The organism is Rhodococcus sp. IEGM 1305, assembly GCF_030058635.1.
In the GTDB taxonomy this organism is placed as follows: Bacteria; Actinomycetota; Actinomycetes; order Mycobacteriales; family Mycobacteriaceae; genus Rhodococcus_F; species Rhodococcus_F opacus_D.
On the sequence record NZ_JASHKX010000013.1, the window covers coordinates 74,674 to 88,308 of the forward strand.

General features: G+C 66.8%; 13 protein-coding genes. 2 read left to right on the forward strand and 11 right to left on the reverse strand.

Features of this window, described 5'->3' with window-relative positions:
* Position 1 precedes the first annotated feature (1 nt).
* Genes QM693_RS19690 through QM693_RS19720 form a run of 7 tightly spaced genes read right to left on the reverse strand, consistent with a single transcriptional unit; the run spans position 2 to position 7,105 of the window.
* Positions 2-757 (reverse strand): gamma-glutamyl-gamma-aminobutyrate hydrolase family protein, encoded by a 756-nt coding sequence (locus QM693_RS19690; protein ID WP_283334148.1) that lies wholly within the window; start codon positions 755-757, stop codon positions 2-4.
* On the reverse strand, positions 750-1,457 hold the full coding sequence (locus tag QM693_RS19695; protein WP_283334147.1) for an ABC transporter substrate-binding protein: 708 nt from the start codon (positions 1,455-1,457) through the stop codon (positions 750-752). Before QM693_RS19695 ends, QM693_RS19690 begins: the two co-directional genes overlap by 8 nt.
* A complete protein-coding gene (locus QM693_RS19700) occupies positions 1,454-2,821 on the reverse strand; it encodes a glutamine synthetase family protein (RefSeq protein WP_283353202.1) in 1,368 nt (455 codons plus the stop codon). The genes QM693_RS19695 and QM693_RS19700 overlap by 4 nt, the downstream gene beginning before the upstream one ends.
* Before the next feature lie 35 nt (positions 2,822-2,856).
* Complete coding sequence (locus QM693_RS19705) at positions 2,857-4,125, reverse strand: NAD(P)/FAD-dependent oxidoreductase (protein WP_283353203.1); 1,269 nt, start codon at positions 4,123-4,125, stop codon at positions 2,857-2,859.
* 4 nt (positions 4,126-4,129) lie between these two features.
* Positions 4,130-4,321, reverse strand: coding sequence for a ferredoxin (locus QM693_RS19710; protein WP_164060960.1), 192 nt, complete (start codon positions 4,319-4,321; stop codon positions 4,130-4,132).
* Between the two features lie 44 nt (positions 4,322-4,365).
* Positions 4,366-5,565 (reverse strand): cytochrome P450, encoded by a 1,200-nt coding sequence (locus QM693_RS19715; RefSeq protein WP_283353204.1) that lies wholly within the window; start codon positions 5,563-5,565, stop codon positions 4,366-4,368.
* Positions 5,555-7,105, reverse strand: a complete 1,551-nt coding sequence (locus QM693_RS19720) for an APC family permease (protein ID WP_283353205.1) — start codon at positions 7,103-7,105, stop codon at positions 5,555-5,557. The genes QM693_RS19715 and QM693_RS19720 overlap by 11 nt, the downstream gene beginning before the upstream one ends.
* Before the next feature lie 251 nt (positions 7,106-7,356).
* Between QM693_RS19720 and QM693_RS19725 the strand changes: the two genes are divergently transcribed.
* Together QM693_RS19725 and QM693_RS19730 are read left to right on the forward strand one after the other, a co-directional pair.
* A complete protein-coding gene (locus tag QM693_RS19725; RefSeq protein ID WP_283353206.1) occupies positions 7,357-8,022 on the forward strand; it encodes a FadR/GntR family transcriptional regulator in 666 nt (221 codons plus the stop codon).
* Positions 8,019-8,759 carry a cache domain-containing protein gene (locus QM693_RS19730; RefSeq protein ID WP_283353207.1) on the forward strand — a complete coding sequence of 247 codons (741 nt, stop codon included), beginning with the start codon at positions 8,019-8,021 and terminating at the stop codon, positions 8,757-8,759. The genes QM693_RS19725 and QM693_RS19730 overlap by 4 nt, the downstream gene beginning before the upstream one ends.
* A 229-nt stretch (positions 8,760-8,988) precedes the next feature.
* Here the strand turns inward: QM693_RS19730 and QM693_RS19735 are convergent, their stop codons facing one another.
* The 4 genes from QM693_RS19735 to QM693_RS19750 are packed head-to-tail and all read right to left on the reverse strand — an operon-like array spanning position 8,989 to position 13,629.
* Positions 8,989-9,798, reverse strand: a complete 810-nt coding sequence (locus tag QM693_RS19735; protein ID WP_283353208.1) for a gamma-glutamyl-gamma-aminobutyrate hydrolase family protein — start codon at positions 9,796-9,798, stop codon at positions 8,989-8,991.
* Entirely contained in the window at positions 9,795-10,919 is a 1,125-nt protein-coding gene (locus QM693_RS19740; RefSeq protein ID WP_283353209.1) for a CaiB/BaiF CoA transferase family protein, read from the reverse strand. The genes QM693_RS19735 and QM693_RS19740 overlap by 4 nt, the downstream gene beginning before the upstream one ends.
* Positions 10,916-12,382 carry an aldehyde dehydrogenase family protein gene (locus QM693_RS19745; RefSeq protein ID WP_283353210.1) on the reverse strand — a complete coding sequence of 489 codons (1,467 nt, stop codon included), beginning with the start codon at positions 12,380-12,382 and terminating at the stop codon, positions 10,916-10,918. The genes QM693_RS19740 and QM693_RS19745 overlap by 4 nt, the downstream gene beginning before the upstream one ends.
* A gap of 53 nt (positions 12,383-12,435) precedes the next feature.
* On the reverse strand, positions 12,436-13,629 hold the full coding sequence (locus tag QM693_RS19750; protein ID WP_283353211.1) for an acyl-CoA dehydrogenase family protein: 1,194 nt from the start codon (positions 13,627-13,629) through the stop codon (positions 12,436-12,438).
* Between the last annotated feature and the right edge of the window lie 6 nt (positions 13,630-13,635).

Consider the following 13,635-nt stretch of genomic DNA (forward strand, 5'->3'; position numbering starts at 1 on the left):
GTCAGTTCTCCTTCGTTCGGACGAGGGCGTGGCCGAGTTCGTCGCGTCGTGCCTGGGCGAGTCGCGCGCGCTCGACCGTGGCGTCGAACAGTGCTTGCTGGTGCGGTGCGGTGTCGGCGTTGTCTTCGGGGTGCCACTGCACGCCGAGCATCGGGGCACTTTCGTGCTCGAGTACCTCGATGCAGCCGTCCTCGGCGCGTCCCACGACCTGCAGCCCGGCTCCGAGCCTGTCGACAGCCTGGTGGTGATAGGAAGAGACCTCGACGACGTTCCCGCCCATCGCTTGTGCGACCGCCGAGCCCGATTCCATCCAGACCTGGTGCATGCATTCGCGATGCCAGATGTGGCTGTCGGGTAGGTGCTGGTCCAGGGTGCCGCCGAGCGCCACGTTGACCACTTGCATGCCGCGGCAGATCGCGAGGAAGGGCAGTTCAAGCTCGATCACTGCCCGCGCCGTGGTCAGATCGAATTCATCCTGCACCGGATCCGATGCCTCCGTGCGGGGGTCACGTTCGGCGCCGTAGGTGGCAGGGTCGAGGTCGGCGCCGCCGGGCAGGACCACACCGTCGAAGGGTGCCAGACGGTGGGTGATTCCGGGCCCCGGGGGCACGATGACCGGGTCGCCCCCGGCCCGGAAGATCGCCTCGAGGATCTTGTCGGCGGCGACCGTTCCGGAGCGTCGCAGACCGGCAATGGAGGCGGAGCGAATGCCGGGGACGGCGATCAGCGGCCGGGCGTGGCCGTCGGTCTCACTCATCGGCGGCGAGCGGGAAGGGCAGCGTGGGCATCCACCGTGCCCACTGCGCCGCGAGCGAGCCGTCGGCGATGACCTTGTTCAGGGCGGCGTCGAGGTCGGTCCGGAGCGCGTCGTTGCCCTTGGCGACCGAGACACCCCACCGGTTGCGGGTGGCGACGGTAAACGCGACCGACAGATCGGCCTGCTCCCCGAGCGGTACGAGGGCGACATCGTCGTCGACGACGGCGTCGACCTCGCCGTTGCGCAGGGCCTGGACCATGTCCCCGAGCACATCGTCGGTGGCGCCGCCGAAGGGCACGGTGGTGACGTCGGGGAAGGTTTCGGCGAGGGCGAGGTTCGTGCTGCCGGCAATCGCCCCGACTCGCTTTCCGGCCAGGTCGCGTTCGGAGCCGATGCCGCTGTCCGCGAGAACGAGTACCGATTCGTCAAAGATGGCGTAGGGGCGGGTGAAGTCGACCAACTCCGCCCGACTGGGGGTGATGCCCTGGCCGCACCAGATGCCGTCGCCCCGGCCTTCCTGCAGGGCGGGAACCATGTCGCTCCAGGAGGTGACGACCCAGCGCACCGTCTTACCGAGCACGCCGGCGACCAGTTCGGCGGCTGAGGGTTCGTAACCGGTGCGGGTGCCGTCGGAGGCCGCCTTGTCGAACAGCGGGGGTGCGGGCAGGTCGACGCAGATCAGTCTCAGTTCGTTGGTCACAGGAACTCCAGGTACATGTCGCGGTCGAAGTCGGTCACGGCGCCGCAGGCGCGGGCCCATTCGTCGAATTTCACGGCCGAGTACTGGTCGGCCAGTTCGGGGGCGAGGCTGCCTCGGATGACGTCGTTGTCGTTGAAGGCCTTCACCGCGTCTCCGAGTGTGAGTGGCAACGTTTCGTAGGTGTTGTCGCCGTAGCTGCTACCGACCTGGGGGTCGCCCGGGTCAGTGGCGTTGTCGATGCCGTCCTTGATGGCGGCGAGCAGCACGGTGTGGGAGAGGTAGGGGTTGACGCTGGCGTCGGGGATCTTGTACTCGAGCCGGCCGACGGCGGAGAGCCGGACGGTGCAGGTCTTGTTGTCCATGCCCCAGTTCACGGCGGTCGGGGCGAACTGGCCGCCGTCCCAGAATCGCTTGTAGGAGTTGACCGTCGAGGCCATGATCGCGATCGATCCGGAGGCGTGGGCGAGCATGCCTCCGAGGGCGTGCTGGCCGATCTTGCTCAGGTGCAGTTCGCGGCGACCCGGCTCTTCGAGGACGTTCTCGTCGCCGTTCCACAGGCTGACGTTGTGGTGGCAGCCGTTGCCCATGGAGCCGGTCGCGGGCTTGGGCATGAAGCTGGCGATCACCCCGTGTTCTTTGGCGACCTGGTGGCAGATCTGCCGGTAGGTGATCAGGCGATCGGCGGTGTCGGTGCACCGGTCGAATTGCCAGTTCAGCTCGAGCTGCCCGGGATCTTCGTAGTCTCCCTCGATCATGTCGAACCCGAGGGCGTGGGCGTAGGTCATGATGCTCTGGTAGATCGGGCGCATCAGTTCGAGGTTCGCGGTCTGGTAGGCGGCGCTGCCGCCCGGCCGGACCTTGACCTCGACACTTTCCCCGAGCCAGGTCATTTCCGGTTCGCAGCCGCTCTTGAGGACCAGACCGGTGTCGGCGGTGAACTGGTTGTGTGCCCGGATGAGGGTGCTGCGGGTGTCGGTGGCGAGGTAGTCGCCACCGACCTCGGGGATGTGGTCGGGTTCGTAGGTGGTGCAGAAGAACCGGGCGACGGTGGTGTCCCAGGGCAGTACCGCGAAAGTGTCCAGATCTGGGATCGCGGTGAACTCGGCCGCGTCGACACCGCCACCGAGCAGCTGTCCGGTGCGGTCAGTGTGCAGGTCGACCATGGCGGTGCGGTGGAACTGCACGCCCTTGACCAGGTTGCGGCGCAGGTGCCGGGCGGGGACCACCTTGGCGACGGTGCGGCCGGTGAGGGTCACGACCTGGTAGTAGATGTATTCGACACCGGCAGAGGTCATCTGCTTTTCGATGTCTGCGATGCGGGCATCCGACGAATTGAGTTCTCGGTGCTGATCCAATGACGTCATCGGATGTCTCCTCGTGGTGTAAGTAGGTCGCGGGGTCAAGCTGTGAGGACGGTGGTGCGGGAGGTTTCGACGGCCTCGCGATACTTGCGGGCGGTGACCGGCGAGGGCGAGAGCATGACCACTCCGACCAGCCGGCTGCCCTGGTAGTAGCCGACCACAGTGCCGTCCAAGGCGGACGGATCCTGATCGACCGGCGCCGCCAGGTCCCCCTCGAGCACCGAGATGTGGTCGGCGTCGCCGGGTGAGCCGTAGCCCTGCAGCCGGAGCCCGAACTGGTCGCTCCAGAATGAAGGCAGCGGGGAGAAGGGGGCGTCCGGGCCCGGTTCGTCGCTCAGATGTGCGATGAGGGTGGCGGCGGCGCGTTTGGCGGTGTCGGTGGGGATGCACCAGTGTTCGATGCGCCGCGGGATGTTCCCGGTGGCGGGGTCGGGGAACCGGGCGATGTCGCCGACGGCGACGACGTCGGGGCGGGATTCGACGCGCATGTGGTTGTCGCACAGGACACCGTTGCTCAGATCGAGGTCGTTGCCGTCGAGCCATTCGACGTTCGGGTGCGAGCCGACCGATTCGATCAGCACGTCGGCGCCGAGCCGGGTGCCGTCGGTCAGGATCACCGCGGACAATCGGCTGGGATCATCGGCGCCGCCCACCGTTTCTTCGACCGACACCCCGGTGTGGACGTGCACGCCTGAAGCTTCGTGGACTCTGCGCAGTGCATTGCCGAATTCCTCCCCGAGGGGGCGGATCATCGGGACGGCCATCGGCTCGACGATGTGCACCTCGCACCCGAGCTTGCGGGCGGTTGCTGCGGTCTCGCAGCCGATGAATCCGCCGCCGACGACGATCACCCGGGTTCCCGGTTGCAGCTCGGCGCGCAGTCCGATGGCGTCGTCGAGGGTGCGGATGACGTGTCGCCCAGACTGTGGGCCGGGCAGGTCCAGACGCCGGGGGCGCAGGCCCGTGGCGACGACCAATCCGTCGTAGTGCAGTACCTCACCGTCGGCGAGGGTGACGGTCTTGGCCGTCAGGTCGCTGGAGACGGCGGGGGATCCGAGTCGCCAGCGAACGTCGGCGATGCTCTTGCGCTGTCGGAAGGCAACCGAGGAATGCCAGTGGTCGAGGGTGGAGTTCTGTTCGTCTCGTTCGGCGGCGAGCACGTCCTTCGACAGGGGCGGGCGGTTGTACGGCATGTGCTTTTCGTCGCCGACGATGGTGACGATTCCGTCGAACTTGTTCGCGATCAGTTGTTCGGCTGCGCGGAGACCGCCCATCGATCCACCGACGATGACAACGTGCGAAGGCATCGGTTCAGCTCTCGTCGAGGAAGATCGCTTGCACGGGGCAGACGTCGGCGGCCTCTTCCACCTCGTCGCGCTGGGAGTCGTCGGGGTGCTTGTCGTACACAAGCTTCCCGTCGTCATCCATCTGGAAGACCTTGGGCGCGGCGATGGCGCACTGCCCGTGGTCCTGGCACATTCCGTAGTCGACGCGAACGTCCATTTCTTTTACCTCTCTTACCGAAAACGAAGTGATGGTGGTGCGTGTCAACCGCGCTCGAACGCGATCGGCAGGAAGATCGGGCCGGTGTTGCCGCTGAGCGGCAGCCAGGTGGCGATACCGTCGATGGTCGGGTTCTTCAGCCGCTGGGCCAGCAGGGGCAGTGCCTCGCTCATGTCGGAGCGGGCGACGAAGTGGCCGAGGCAGTGATGCGCGCCGCCACCGAAACCGAAGTGCGGCACCCGCTCCGCGGTCAGGTCGAAGGGCTCGCCCTCGATCACTCGCGGGTCGGTACCGGCGGATTCGGACAGCAGGTGGATGGTGGTGCCGGCCTTGATCTCGAGGCCCTGGTACTCGAAGTCTTCGAGCGCCTCACGGGTCACCCAGGTGACGGTCGGGTTGACGCGCATGACCTCTTCCACCGCCGCCTTGCCGAGTTCGGGGCGTTCGGCGAGCAGCTTCCACTGGTCCGGGTACTTCATGAACGTCTGCAACGCCAAGCCCAGCTGGTTGCGGGTGGTGTCCATCCCGCCGAAGATCAGCAGGACCAGCGACACGCGCAGCTCGTCGTGGCTGAGGTGTTCACCGTCGCGTTCGGCGAGGACGAGTCGGCTGACGAAGTCGTCGCCCGGGTTCTTGCGCCGGTCGGCGATCAGTTCGTCGGCGTACTCGTAGAGCCCTTCGAGTGCGGCCTCGACCTTGGCGAGGTCCTGCTTGAGTGTGACGCCCAGGGCCAGCCCGATGTCGTTGGACCAGGCGGCGATCTTCTTCCATTCACCCTCGGGGATACCGAGCATGATCGCGATGACGCGGGCCGCGTAGGGCTCGGCGAACTCGGAGGCGAAGTCGCAGCGGCCGCGCTCGTGGAATCCGTCGATCAGCTCGTTCGCAAGCGCCTGGAACCTAGGAACCAGGCCGCCGATGAGTTTCGGGGAGAAGGCGGGGTTCATCAGCCGACGCAGGCGATGGTGGTCGTCGCCTTCGAGGTTGAGCAGGGCACTCGACCACCAGTGCGCGAACGGGCCTTCGTTGACTCCGTTGTGCGCCGGCCACGCCCAGCTTCCCTGCCGCAGGCGCCGGTCCTTCATCAGCTTGCTGACCTCGTCGTACCGCAGGACGGCGAGTCCGTAGCTGGTGTGGGCGAACCAGCTGGCCTCGCGCGCCTGACGGACGGCATCGGACTGCACCGAGAAGGTGGGGTCGGCCAGGTTCAGAAACGGCGCGTCGGTCAGTTGATCAGTGGACATCGGTGGCTCCTGCGGGTTCGGGCTGCGGTTCGGGAGAAGTCGCGTGAGTGGGACTGGGGCGCTTGCGGATCGCGTCGCCGAAGGGCGCGGTTCCGTTGTTGTGGGAACGGGCGAGGACCATGTAGAGCAGGCCGGATCCGATGACCGCGGCACACAACAGGGCGACGATGTAGTTGTCGTACCAGGCGGCGTCGGGAGTGCGCGGCCAGCTGATGTTGATGATGGCGGCGACGCCGTAGACGAGGGCGCCGATGTTGACCGGCATGGCCCACTTGCCGAGCTGGTATTTCCCGTTCGGGATCCAGCCCTTGATGCGGGCCCGCAGTGCGGCGAAGACCACCATTTGGAAGGCGATGTAGATGCCGATGGCGCCGAAGCTGATCAGCTTGGTCAGGGCGTCGGTGGACACTGCCGACCCGACGATCAAGATGCCGGGGACGACGGCGGCGAACAGCAGCGCGTAGGGCGGGACGGCGCGGTGGTGGTCGAACTTCGACCAGAGCCGGCTGCCGACGATCATTCCGTCGCGGGCGTAGGAGTAGATCAACCGGCTTGCCGCCGCCTGCAGGCTCAGTGCGCAGGAGACGAACGAGATCAGCACGACGACGACGACGATCTTCGAGCCGATCGGTCCGAACGCGTCGCTGAGGATGGTCGCGACCGGATCCGGGTCGTCGCCGCTGATGACGGCGCCGAAGTCGACCACGGACAGGATCAGGCTCAGGCACACGAAGGTTGCCGCGGCGCCACCGATGTAGATGGTGCGGCGCATGGACTTCGGGATCTGAATGCCAGGATTCTTGACTTCCTCGGCGACGTCGCCGCAGGCCTCGAAACCGTAGTACTGGAAGACGCCGATCAGGCTGGCGGCGAGGAACGCGTACAGGAAGCTGTGTGAGCCTTGCGCCCCGAAGCTGTCGAAGAGAACCCCCAGGCCGTGGTGGCGTTCGGCGACCAGCAGCCAGATGCCGACGATGAGGGCGCCCACCAGTTCGGCGGCAAAGCCGAAGATCGCGGCGTAACCCAGGATCTTGGTGCCACCGAAGTTGATGACCGTGGCAAGGATCAGCACCGCGAGGGCGCAGACGATGGTGGTGGTCACCGAGGGGGTGAACCCGACCACGGTGGCGACGAACGGACCTGCACCGTAGGCGACGCCGGCGATCGTGGCGAGCAGGGCGAATAGGTACACCCAGCCGGTCATCCATGCCCACTTCCGGCCCCACAAACGGCGGGCCCAGGGGTACACACCGCCGGCGACGGGGAACTGTGCGACGACCTCGCTGAAGACCAGGGCCACCAGGAACTGGCCGACACCGGCGATCAGCAGGCTCCAGATCATCGGCGGTCCGGCAGCGACCAGCGCGATCGCGAAGACGGTGTAGATGCCGACGACCGGGGACAGATAGGTGAAGCCGAGGGAGAAGTTGGCCCACAGGCTCATGTCTCGTTTGAACTCGGACTCGAAGCCGAGGGCGGCGAGTTGGGCGTCGTCGTCGGAAATAGCGTCGTCAGGACGCTGGGGAAGTTTCTGGGACACGGGACTCGTTCTTTCGGTCGGGGGGTACCGCGGGCCGTGAGGGTTGAATGTCCGGTTTTGTGGGGCCGGTCACATCCACCCCTTAAACATATAGAGTGATAGTTCATAGTTCAAGGCGTCAGGGTTACGATCGTGTTTAGCTCTACGACCTCAGGGGGTAAGCGGTGGCGATCGACCAGCTTGGAGGCTTGACTGCCCTCGGTGCTGTTCTTGCCCCACTCGACGGCGGTGGCCCTCGCACGGATGCCGTTGTGCAGCGCATTTCCGCAGCTATCGGGCTCGGTGTGATGGTCGACGGTGAGCAGTTGCCCCCCGAATTGGACCTCGCCGGTCAGCTCGGGGTGTCCACGGTGACCCTGCGTGAGGCGCTGGCGGTGCTCCGCAACGAGGGGCTCGTGTACACCAAGCGTGGGCGCGGCGGTGGCAGTTTCGTCAAGGCATCGGCCGACGTAGTCCAGAGCAACTCGCTGACCAGGCTGCAGCAGCTGAGCGTGGAAGAACTGCGAGACATCGGCGACGAACACTTCGCGGTCTCCGGCGCAGCCGCCGCCCTGGCGGCCCGCCGCAGCCTGACCGCCGATGTGACCCGGTTGCGGGCGCTGGTGACCAGGATGCGGGAGACGGCAGACCCCTTCGAGTGCCGACGCGCCGACAGCCGCTTCCACATCGAGGTCGCCGTGAGCTCGCAGTCCTCGCGGTTGACCCGAACCGAGGTCGGATTGCAAGCTGAGTTGTCGGCAATGATCTGGCTTCCGCAGGTAGCGGTCGATCCGGCCGCGGAAGCCAACACCCACCACGCTCTGGTGGATGCGATCGAAGTCGAGAATCCGGATCTGGCACGGGAACTGGCAGAATCACACAGCGCTGCCCATATTCGCCGGCTGATCAAATTACGTATGGAGCTGAGGAACGAATGAGCCCTGTCGATGACTCTCGGCTGCCGGCGGCGGTCGACTCGGTCGGGGAAGCGACGACGGACCTCGTCGAGCTGATCTACGGTTCGCTCGTCTCGATCGGCGACGCGTTGATCGAGCTGTGGACCAGGTTGCAGGCCGACGGAACGTCACCGCGGTCGTCGGATCTCGAGTCACTCAAGAGCGCCGTGGTCGGCGAACTCGACGCCCGGGGCCCGCTGTTCAACGGCGCGGGAGTGGTCATGGCCGACGGCAGCCTCGCCGATCGACAGCACTACCTCGAATGGTGGCGCGCAGACGGGGGCGACCGCCCCGTTTCACAGCGGCTCGTTCTCGACCTCAATCCGCGCAGTGAGTACTACTACGACTACTCCGACATGGAATGGTTCACTATTCCCCGCGATCGGAACGAGAAATGGGTCTACGGACCGTATCTCGACTACACCGGCGTCGACCTGTACGTGTGCACCTTCGCCGTGCCCATCCGGCTCGCCGACGGGACCTTCCTCGGTATTGCCGGCGCCGATGTCCCCGTGTCGAGTATCGAATCGAGGTTGTGGCCGCAGCTTCGCCTCGCGGGATCCGGCCTGGTCCTGGTCAATGCCGACGGCCGGGTCATCGTGGGAAACGACCCGGAATACATCACCGGATCCAAAGTCCCCTCCCGTGCCCGGTCGGGCGTGGCAGTGCCGGTGCGGGCCACTCCCTGGGCGCTGGTACCGCTTCACCGGGCGGACTAGACCCGACACGCCAATCGCAATGCGGGGTGGGCGCCCCGGGGCATCGGACACCGACCGTGGTGATCCCGCCAGGTAGCGACAGCAGTCCCCCACTGCGATGGCGGACAGCCAGGCGCGGCGAAACCGTCAACCCCGCAGATTCTTCGGTCCAGGTGCGCACGAGTGAGGCCGGGCGCGCTGATCGAGCGTCGCCCGGCCTCAACCAGGGATCCAGTTGTGCTGGAGTTCCTTACACCGCGGAACCGGCTCGGTTTCGCCTTTGGGTCTCAGCGTGCGCCGTTGAACGCTGGACGAATGCGCGGAACAGGGCTGTGCGGTCCTCGGCCGATCCGTCGGTGTCCTCGGGGTGCCATTGCACACCCACGATCCATTTGCTCTCGTGTTCGACTGCCTCGACGACACCGTCGAGGCCCCGGGCGGTCACTCGCAGTCCCTCCCCGACCTCGCCGACCGCTTGGTGGTGTCCGTTGCGGACGATCACCTGGGATCGGGACAGGATCTGTTCGAGCCGAGAGCCTTCGGCGACGATCACCGTGTCGTCGAGGAACATCGGCTCCCCGTCCCCGCCCCGGTGCGGATTGTCCTCCCCCAGATCCGGGATCAGTGTTCCACCGCAGGCGAGGTTGATCATCTGGGAGCCGCGGCAGATGCCGAGCATCGGTGCCTCGAGCTTGAACCCGAGGTCGATCGCAGAGAGGGTGCGTTCATCGGTTCCGCGGTCGACGCCGTAGAGGTTGCCGACGTACTCGGTGTGCCCGTAGAGGGTGGGATCGACATCTCCCCCACCGAGCAGCATCACCCCGTCGGTCTCCTCGTCGATGGAGAAGGGTGCGTCGCGGGAGATGTCGATGACGGTGACCCGAGCTCCCAGCTCCACCAGCGTGGTCAGCGCAGAGCTGGTGAAACGCACGATCAGGTCGCGGGCCTCGGTCGTCAGGCCGGGAAAGTTCAGAGGCACCACAACGGTGATCAGTGGGCCCATCCCCTGCTGGGCCCCGTCGGGGAGCACATCGGTGAGCGTGACCGGATCGATGTTCATGCGCGAATCTCCTGACCGCTTCCGAGACGTGGTGGCGCACTGCGGTATTGCACCGGTGTGCGGGACAGGGAGATCGGGTTGGCAACCTGGGGGGTGCTGCTGCCGGGGACGTCGACGACGGTGTCGAGGCCGAGGTGCTTGGCGAAGTCGAATGCTTCGGCGATGTCGTTGATCGGCCCGGCGGGCACTCCCCGGGCGCTCAGGGTGTGGAACCAATGGTCGGCGCCATGGGCCGCGAAGCGGGCGCTGACGACGTCGAACAGTTGCGCTCGGTGGGCCACCCGTGCGGTGTTGGTCTCGAATCTCTCGTCGGTCGCCAGTTCCGGGACACCGAGGGCGGCGCAGAGCTGGGTGAATTGTTTGTCGTTGCCGACGGCGAGCGCGATCGGGCGGTCGGCGGTCGGGAAGACCTCGTACGGGGCGATGCTGGGATGCCGATTGCCCAGAATCGTGGGGATCTTGTCGGCACCGAGGTAGCCGGACGCCTGGTTGACCAGCGACGACAGCAGTACTGAGAGCAGGTTGGTGTCGACGCGCTGGCCTTCACCGGTCGCGGTGCGGTGATGCAGGGCAGCGAGAATGCCGGTTGAGGCATGCAGCCCGGTGAGCACGTCGACCAGAGCGACACCGACCTTGGTCGGGGCGCCCGGTTCGGGGCCGGTCATGCTCATCAGGCCGCCGACCGCCTGGACGAGCAGGTCGTAGCCGGACAGCGCGGCGCCGCCCTGATTGCCGAACCCGGTGATCGAGCAATAGATCAGGTCCGGCTTGACCTCTCGCAGGTCGTCATAGCCGAGGCCGAGCCGCTCCATGGTCCCGGCCCGGAAGTTTTCGACCACGACATCGGCGCGGCGGACCAGATCGCGGGCGCGGGCGCGGTCGTCATCGTTGCCCAGGTCCAGCACCACCGAGGTCTTGTTGCGGTTGACCGAGTTGAAGTAGGTGGCGTTGCCTTCGTGGTCGAAGGGCGGGCCCCACGCGCGGGTGTCGTCGCCGGTGCCCGGGCGTTCGATCTTGATGATCTCGGCACCGAGGTCACCGAGGAGCATCGTGGCGTAGGGGCCGGCGAGGACCCGGCTGAAGTCGGCGACGACGATGCCGTCGAGTGCGCCGGGGCTCATATCCGGGCCTGCCCGCCGCGCAGGTACACCGTGGTGGTGTGGGTGAAGAATTCCCGGGCCGAGCGGCCCTGTTCCTTCGGACCGTATCCGCTCTTCTTCGCCCCGCCGAACGGGACGTGGGGGTCGGCGCCGGCGGATTCGGAGTTGATGTGCAAGATGCCGACATCGATGTCGTCGATGGCGTCCAGTGTGCGGGTGAGGTCCTGGGTGAAGATGGCGGCGGAGAGACCGAATTCGCTGTCGTTCGCCAGGGCGAAGGCCTCGTCGACGGTGCGTACTCGCCGGACCGCCAGTACGGGGCCGAACAGTTCCTCCCGCCAGACGTCGGGCGACTGCGAAGGCAGCTCGAGGATGGTCGGGGGAACGAAAAACCCTGTTGCCAAGGTGCCCTCGGCGTATGCGTGGCCGCCGGCGATGCGCCGCGCGCCCTGTTCGAAGGCGCGATCGATGCCCGCTTGGATCGAGGTGCGGGCGGCGGCGTTCACCACCGGTCCCATCTCGGTGCCGTCCTGAACGGGGTTGCCGACGTTCATCGCGTCGGCGCGTTTGCCGAGTTCGGCGAGGAAATCCTCGGCGATGTCGTCGGTGACGATCAGCCGGGAGGTGGCGGTGCACTTCTGCCCGGTCGAGCGGAAGGCCCCGAACATTACCTGTTCGGCGGCCAGTTCGAGATCGGCGTCGCCGAGGACGACGGCGGCGTTCTTGCCGCCCATCTCCGCCTGCACCGGGGCCCCGCGGGCGGCGCCGGCGGCGGCGATCTTGCGGCCGACCCCGGTGGAGCCGGTGAAGGTGATCGCGTCGATGCCGGGGTGTTCGACGATGCCGTTGCCGACGGCGCCGTTCCCGATCACCAGGTTCAGCACACCGCCGGGCAGGCCGGCGTCGGTGAGGGCCTGGGCCAGGCGCATCGCCAGCAGCGGCACGGTGCTGGCCGGTTTCCAGACCACGGTGTTGCCGTAGGTCAGGGCCGGGGCGATCTTCCAGGTCGGGATGGCGATCGGGAAGTTGAAGGGGGTGATGACACCGACCACGCCGATGGGTTTGCGGGTGACCAGGATGCGCTCGCCCCGTCGCGGCGAGGAGAAGACCTCGCCAGCGTCGCGGTCGGCGTCGTTACCGTAGTAGCGCAGGATCTGGGCCGCGCGCAGTACCTCGCCGATGCCTTCGGGTTTGGTCTTGCCTTCTTCGCGGGCGAGTTCGGTGCCCCAGTCCTGGGCCGCGTTCTCCACGATGGTCGCGGCACGCACGAGGATCGCGCCCCGCTCGTGCGCGGGGGTGCGCGCCCACTCTCGCTTGACCCGTTGGGCTGCCGCCACGGCGCCGTCGAGTTCCGTGGTCTCGGCCAGTCGTCCCTGGGCGACGACGACGTTCGGCTCGGCCGGGTTGGTGCTGGCGACGGTGTCGCCGCCGCCGTCGAGCCACTGTCCGTCGACGAGATGGCGCAGTTGCGTGGGTGTGGTCATGTCGATTTCACCTCTGGTGCGGGATTGGTTTGCGAGAGTGGGCGCGCGGCTGGTCAGCGGAAGGCTGCTTGCCCGGTCAGTGCCTTGCCGATCGAGAGCATGTGCATCTCGCTGGTGCCCTCGTAGGTGAGGACAGACTCGAGGTTGTTGGCGTGCCGCAGCGGCGGGTATTCGAGGGTGATGCCGCTGCCGCCGAGCACCGTGCGGCACTCGCGGGCGATGGCGATGGACTCGCGGACGTTGTTGAGCTTGCCGAGGCTGATCTGCTCCGGCAGTACTCCGCCGTTGTCCTTCATCCGGCCCAGGTGCAGTGCCAGCAACAGGCCCTTACCGAGCTCGAGGGTCATGTTGGCGAACTTCTCCTGGGTGAGCTGGAAGCTCGAGAGCGGCTTGTCGAACACCTCGCGGGAGCCGGCGTAGTCGATCGCGGCTTCGAGGCTGTCCCGGGCTGCGCCCAGGGCCCCGAACACGATGCCGAAGCGGGCCTCGTTCAGGCACGACAGCGGTGCGCTCAGGCCGCGGGCCTCGGGCAGCTGTGCGGACTCGGGGAGCCGCACGTTGTCGAGCACGAGCTCGGAGGTCACCGAGGCGCGCAGCGACAGCTTCTTGTGGATGTTGTTGGCGGTGAATCCCTTCGTGTCGGTCGGCACCAGGAATCCGCGGACACCCTCATCGGTCTGCGCCCAGATCGTGGCGACGTCCGCGAGGCCGCCGTTGGTGATCCACATCTTGGTGCCGTTGAGCACCCAGTCGCTGCCGTCGCGGCGGGCCCGGGTGCGCATGCCGGCGGGGTTGGAGCCGAAGTCGGGCTCGGTCAGACCGAAGCAGCCGATCGCCTCGCCGGCGGCCAGTCGCGGCAGCCACTCCTGCTTCTGCTCTTCCGAGCCGTAGCGGTAGATCGAGAACATCGATAGCGAGCCCTGTACCGAGACGAAGCTGCGGAAGCCGCTGTCCCCGGCTTCGAGCTCGAGGCAGGCGAGGCCGTAGCTGACGGCATTGGTTCCGGCGCAGCCGTATCCGTCCAGGTGCATACCCAGCACACCGAGCTGCCCGAACTCCTTGGCCAGTTCCTTCGGAAGCGTGGCGGATTCGAACCAGTCTTCGACATTCGGCTTCAGACGGGTGTCGACGAACTTGCGCACTGTGGCGGCGATGTCGCGTTCGTCCTTGTCGAGGAGGTGGTCGGTGCCGAACAGCTCGAGGGGGCGCAGCGGGCCGGTCTTCCGGGGCGCGGTCAAGGTGGTCATGGGATG

Bases quoted from the DNA above. Each gene is read 5' to 3' on its own strand.
- QM693_RS19690 (WP_283334148.1), bottom strand. From the start codon at position 757: ATGAGTGAGACCGACGGCCACGCCCGGCCGCTGATCGCCGTCCCCGGC.
- QM693_RS19700 (WP_283353202.1), bottom strand. From the start codon at position 2,821: ATGACGTCATTGGATCAGCACCGAGAACTCAATTCGTCGGATGCCCGC.
- QM693_RS19705 (WP_283353203.1), bottom strand. From the start codon at position 4,125: ATGCCTTCGCACGTTGTCATCGTCGGTGGATCGATGGGCGGTCTCCGC.
- QM693_RS19710 (WP_164060960.1), bottom strand. From the start codon at position 4,321: ATGGACGTTCGCGTCGACTACGGAATGTGCCAGGACCACGGGCAGTGC.
- QM693_RS19715 (WP_283353204.1), bottom strand. From the start codon at position 5,565: ATGTCCACTGATCAACTGACCGACGCGCCGTTTCTGAACCTGGCCGAC.
- QM693_RS19730 (WP_283353207.1), top strand. From the start codon at position 8,019: ATGAGCCCTGTCGATGACTCTCGGCTGCCGGCGGCGGTCGACTCGGTC.
- QM693_RS19735 (WP_283353208.1), bottom strand. From the start codon at position 9,798: ATGAACATCGATCCGGTCACGCTCACCGATGTGCTCCCCGACGGGGCC.
- QM693_RS19740 (WP_283353209.1), bottom strand. From the start codon at position 10,919: ATGAGCCCCGGCGCACTCGACGGCATCGTCGTCGCCGACTTCAGCCGG.
- QM693_RS19745 (WP_283353210.1), bottom strand. From the start codon at position 12,382: ATGACCACACCCACGCAACTGCGCCATCTCGTCGACGGACAGTGGCTC.
- QM693_RS19750 (WP_283353211.1), bottom strand. From the start codon at position 13,629: ATGACCACCTTGACCGCGCCCCGGAAGACCGGCCCGCTGCGCCCCCTC.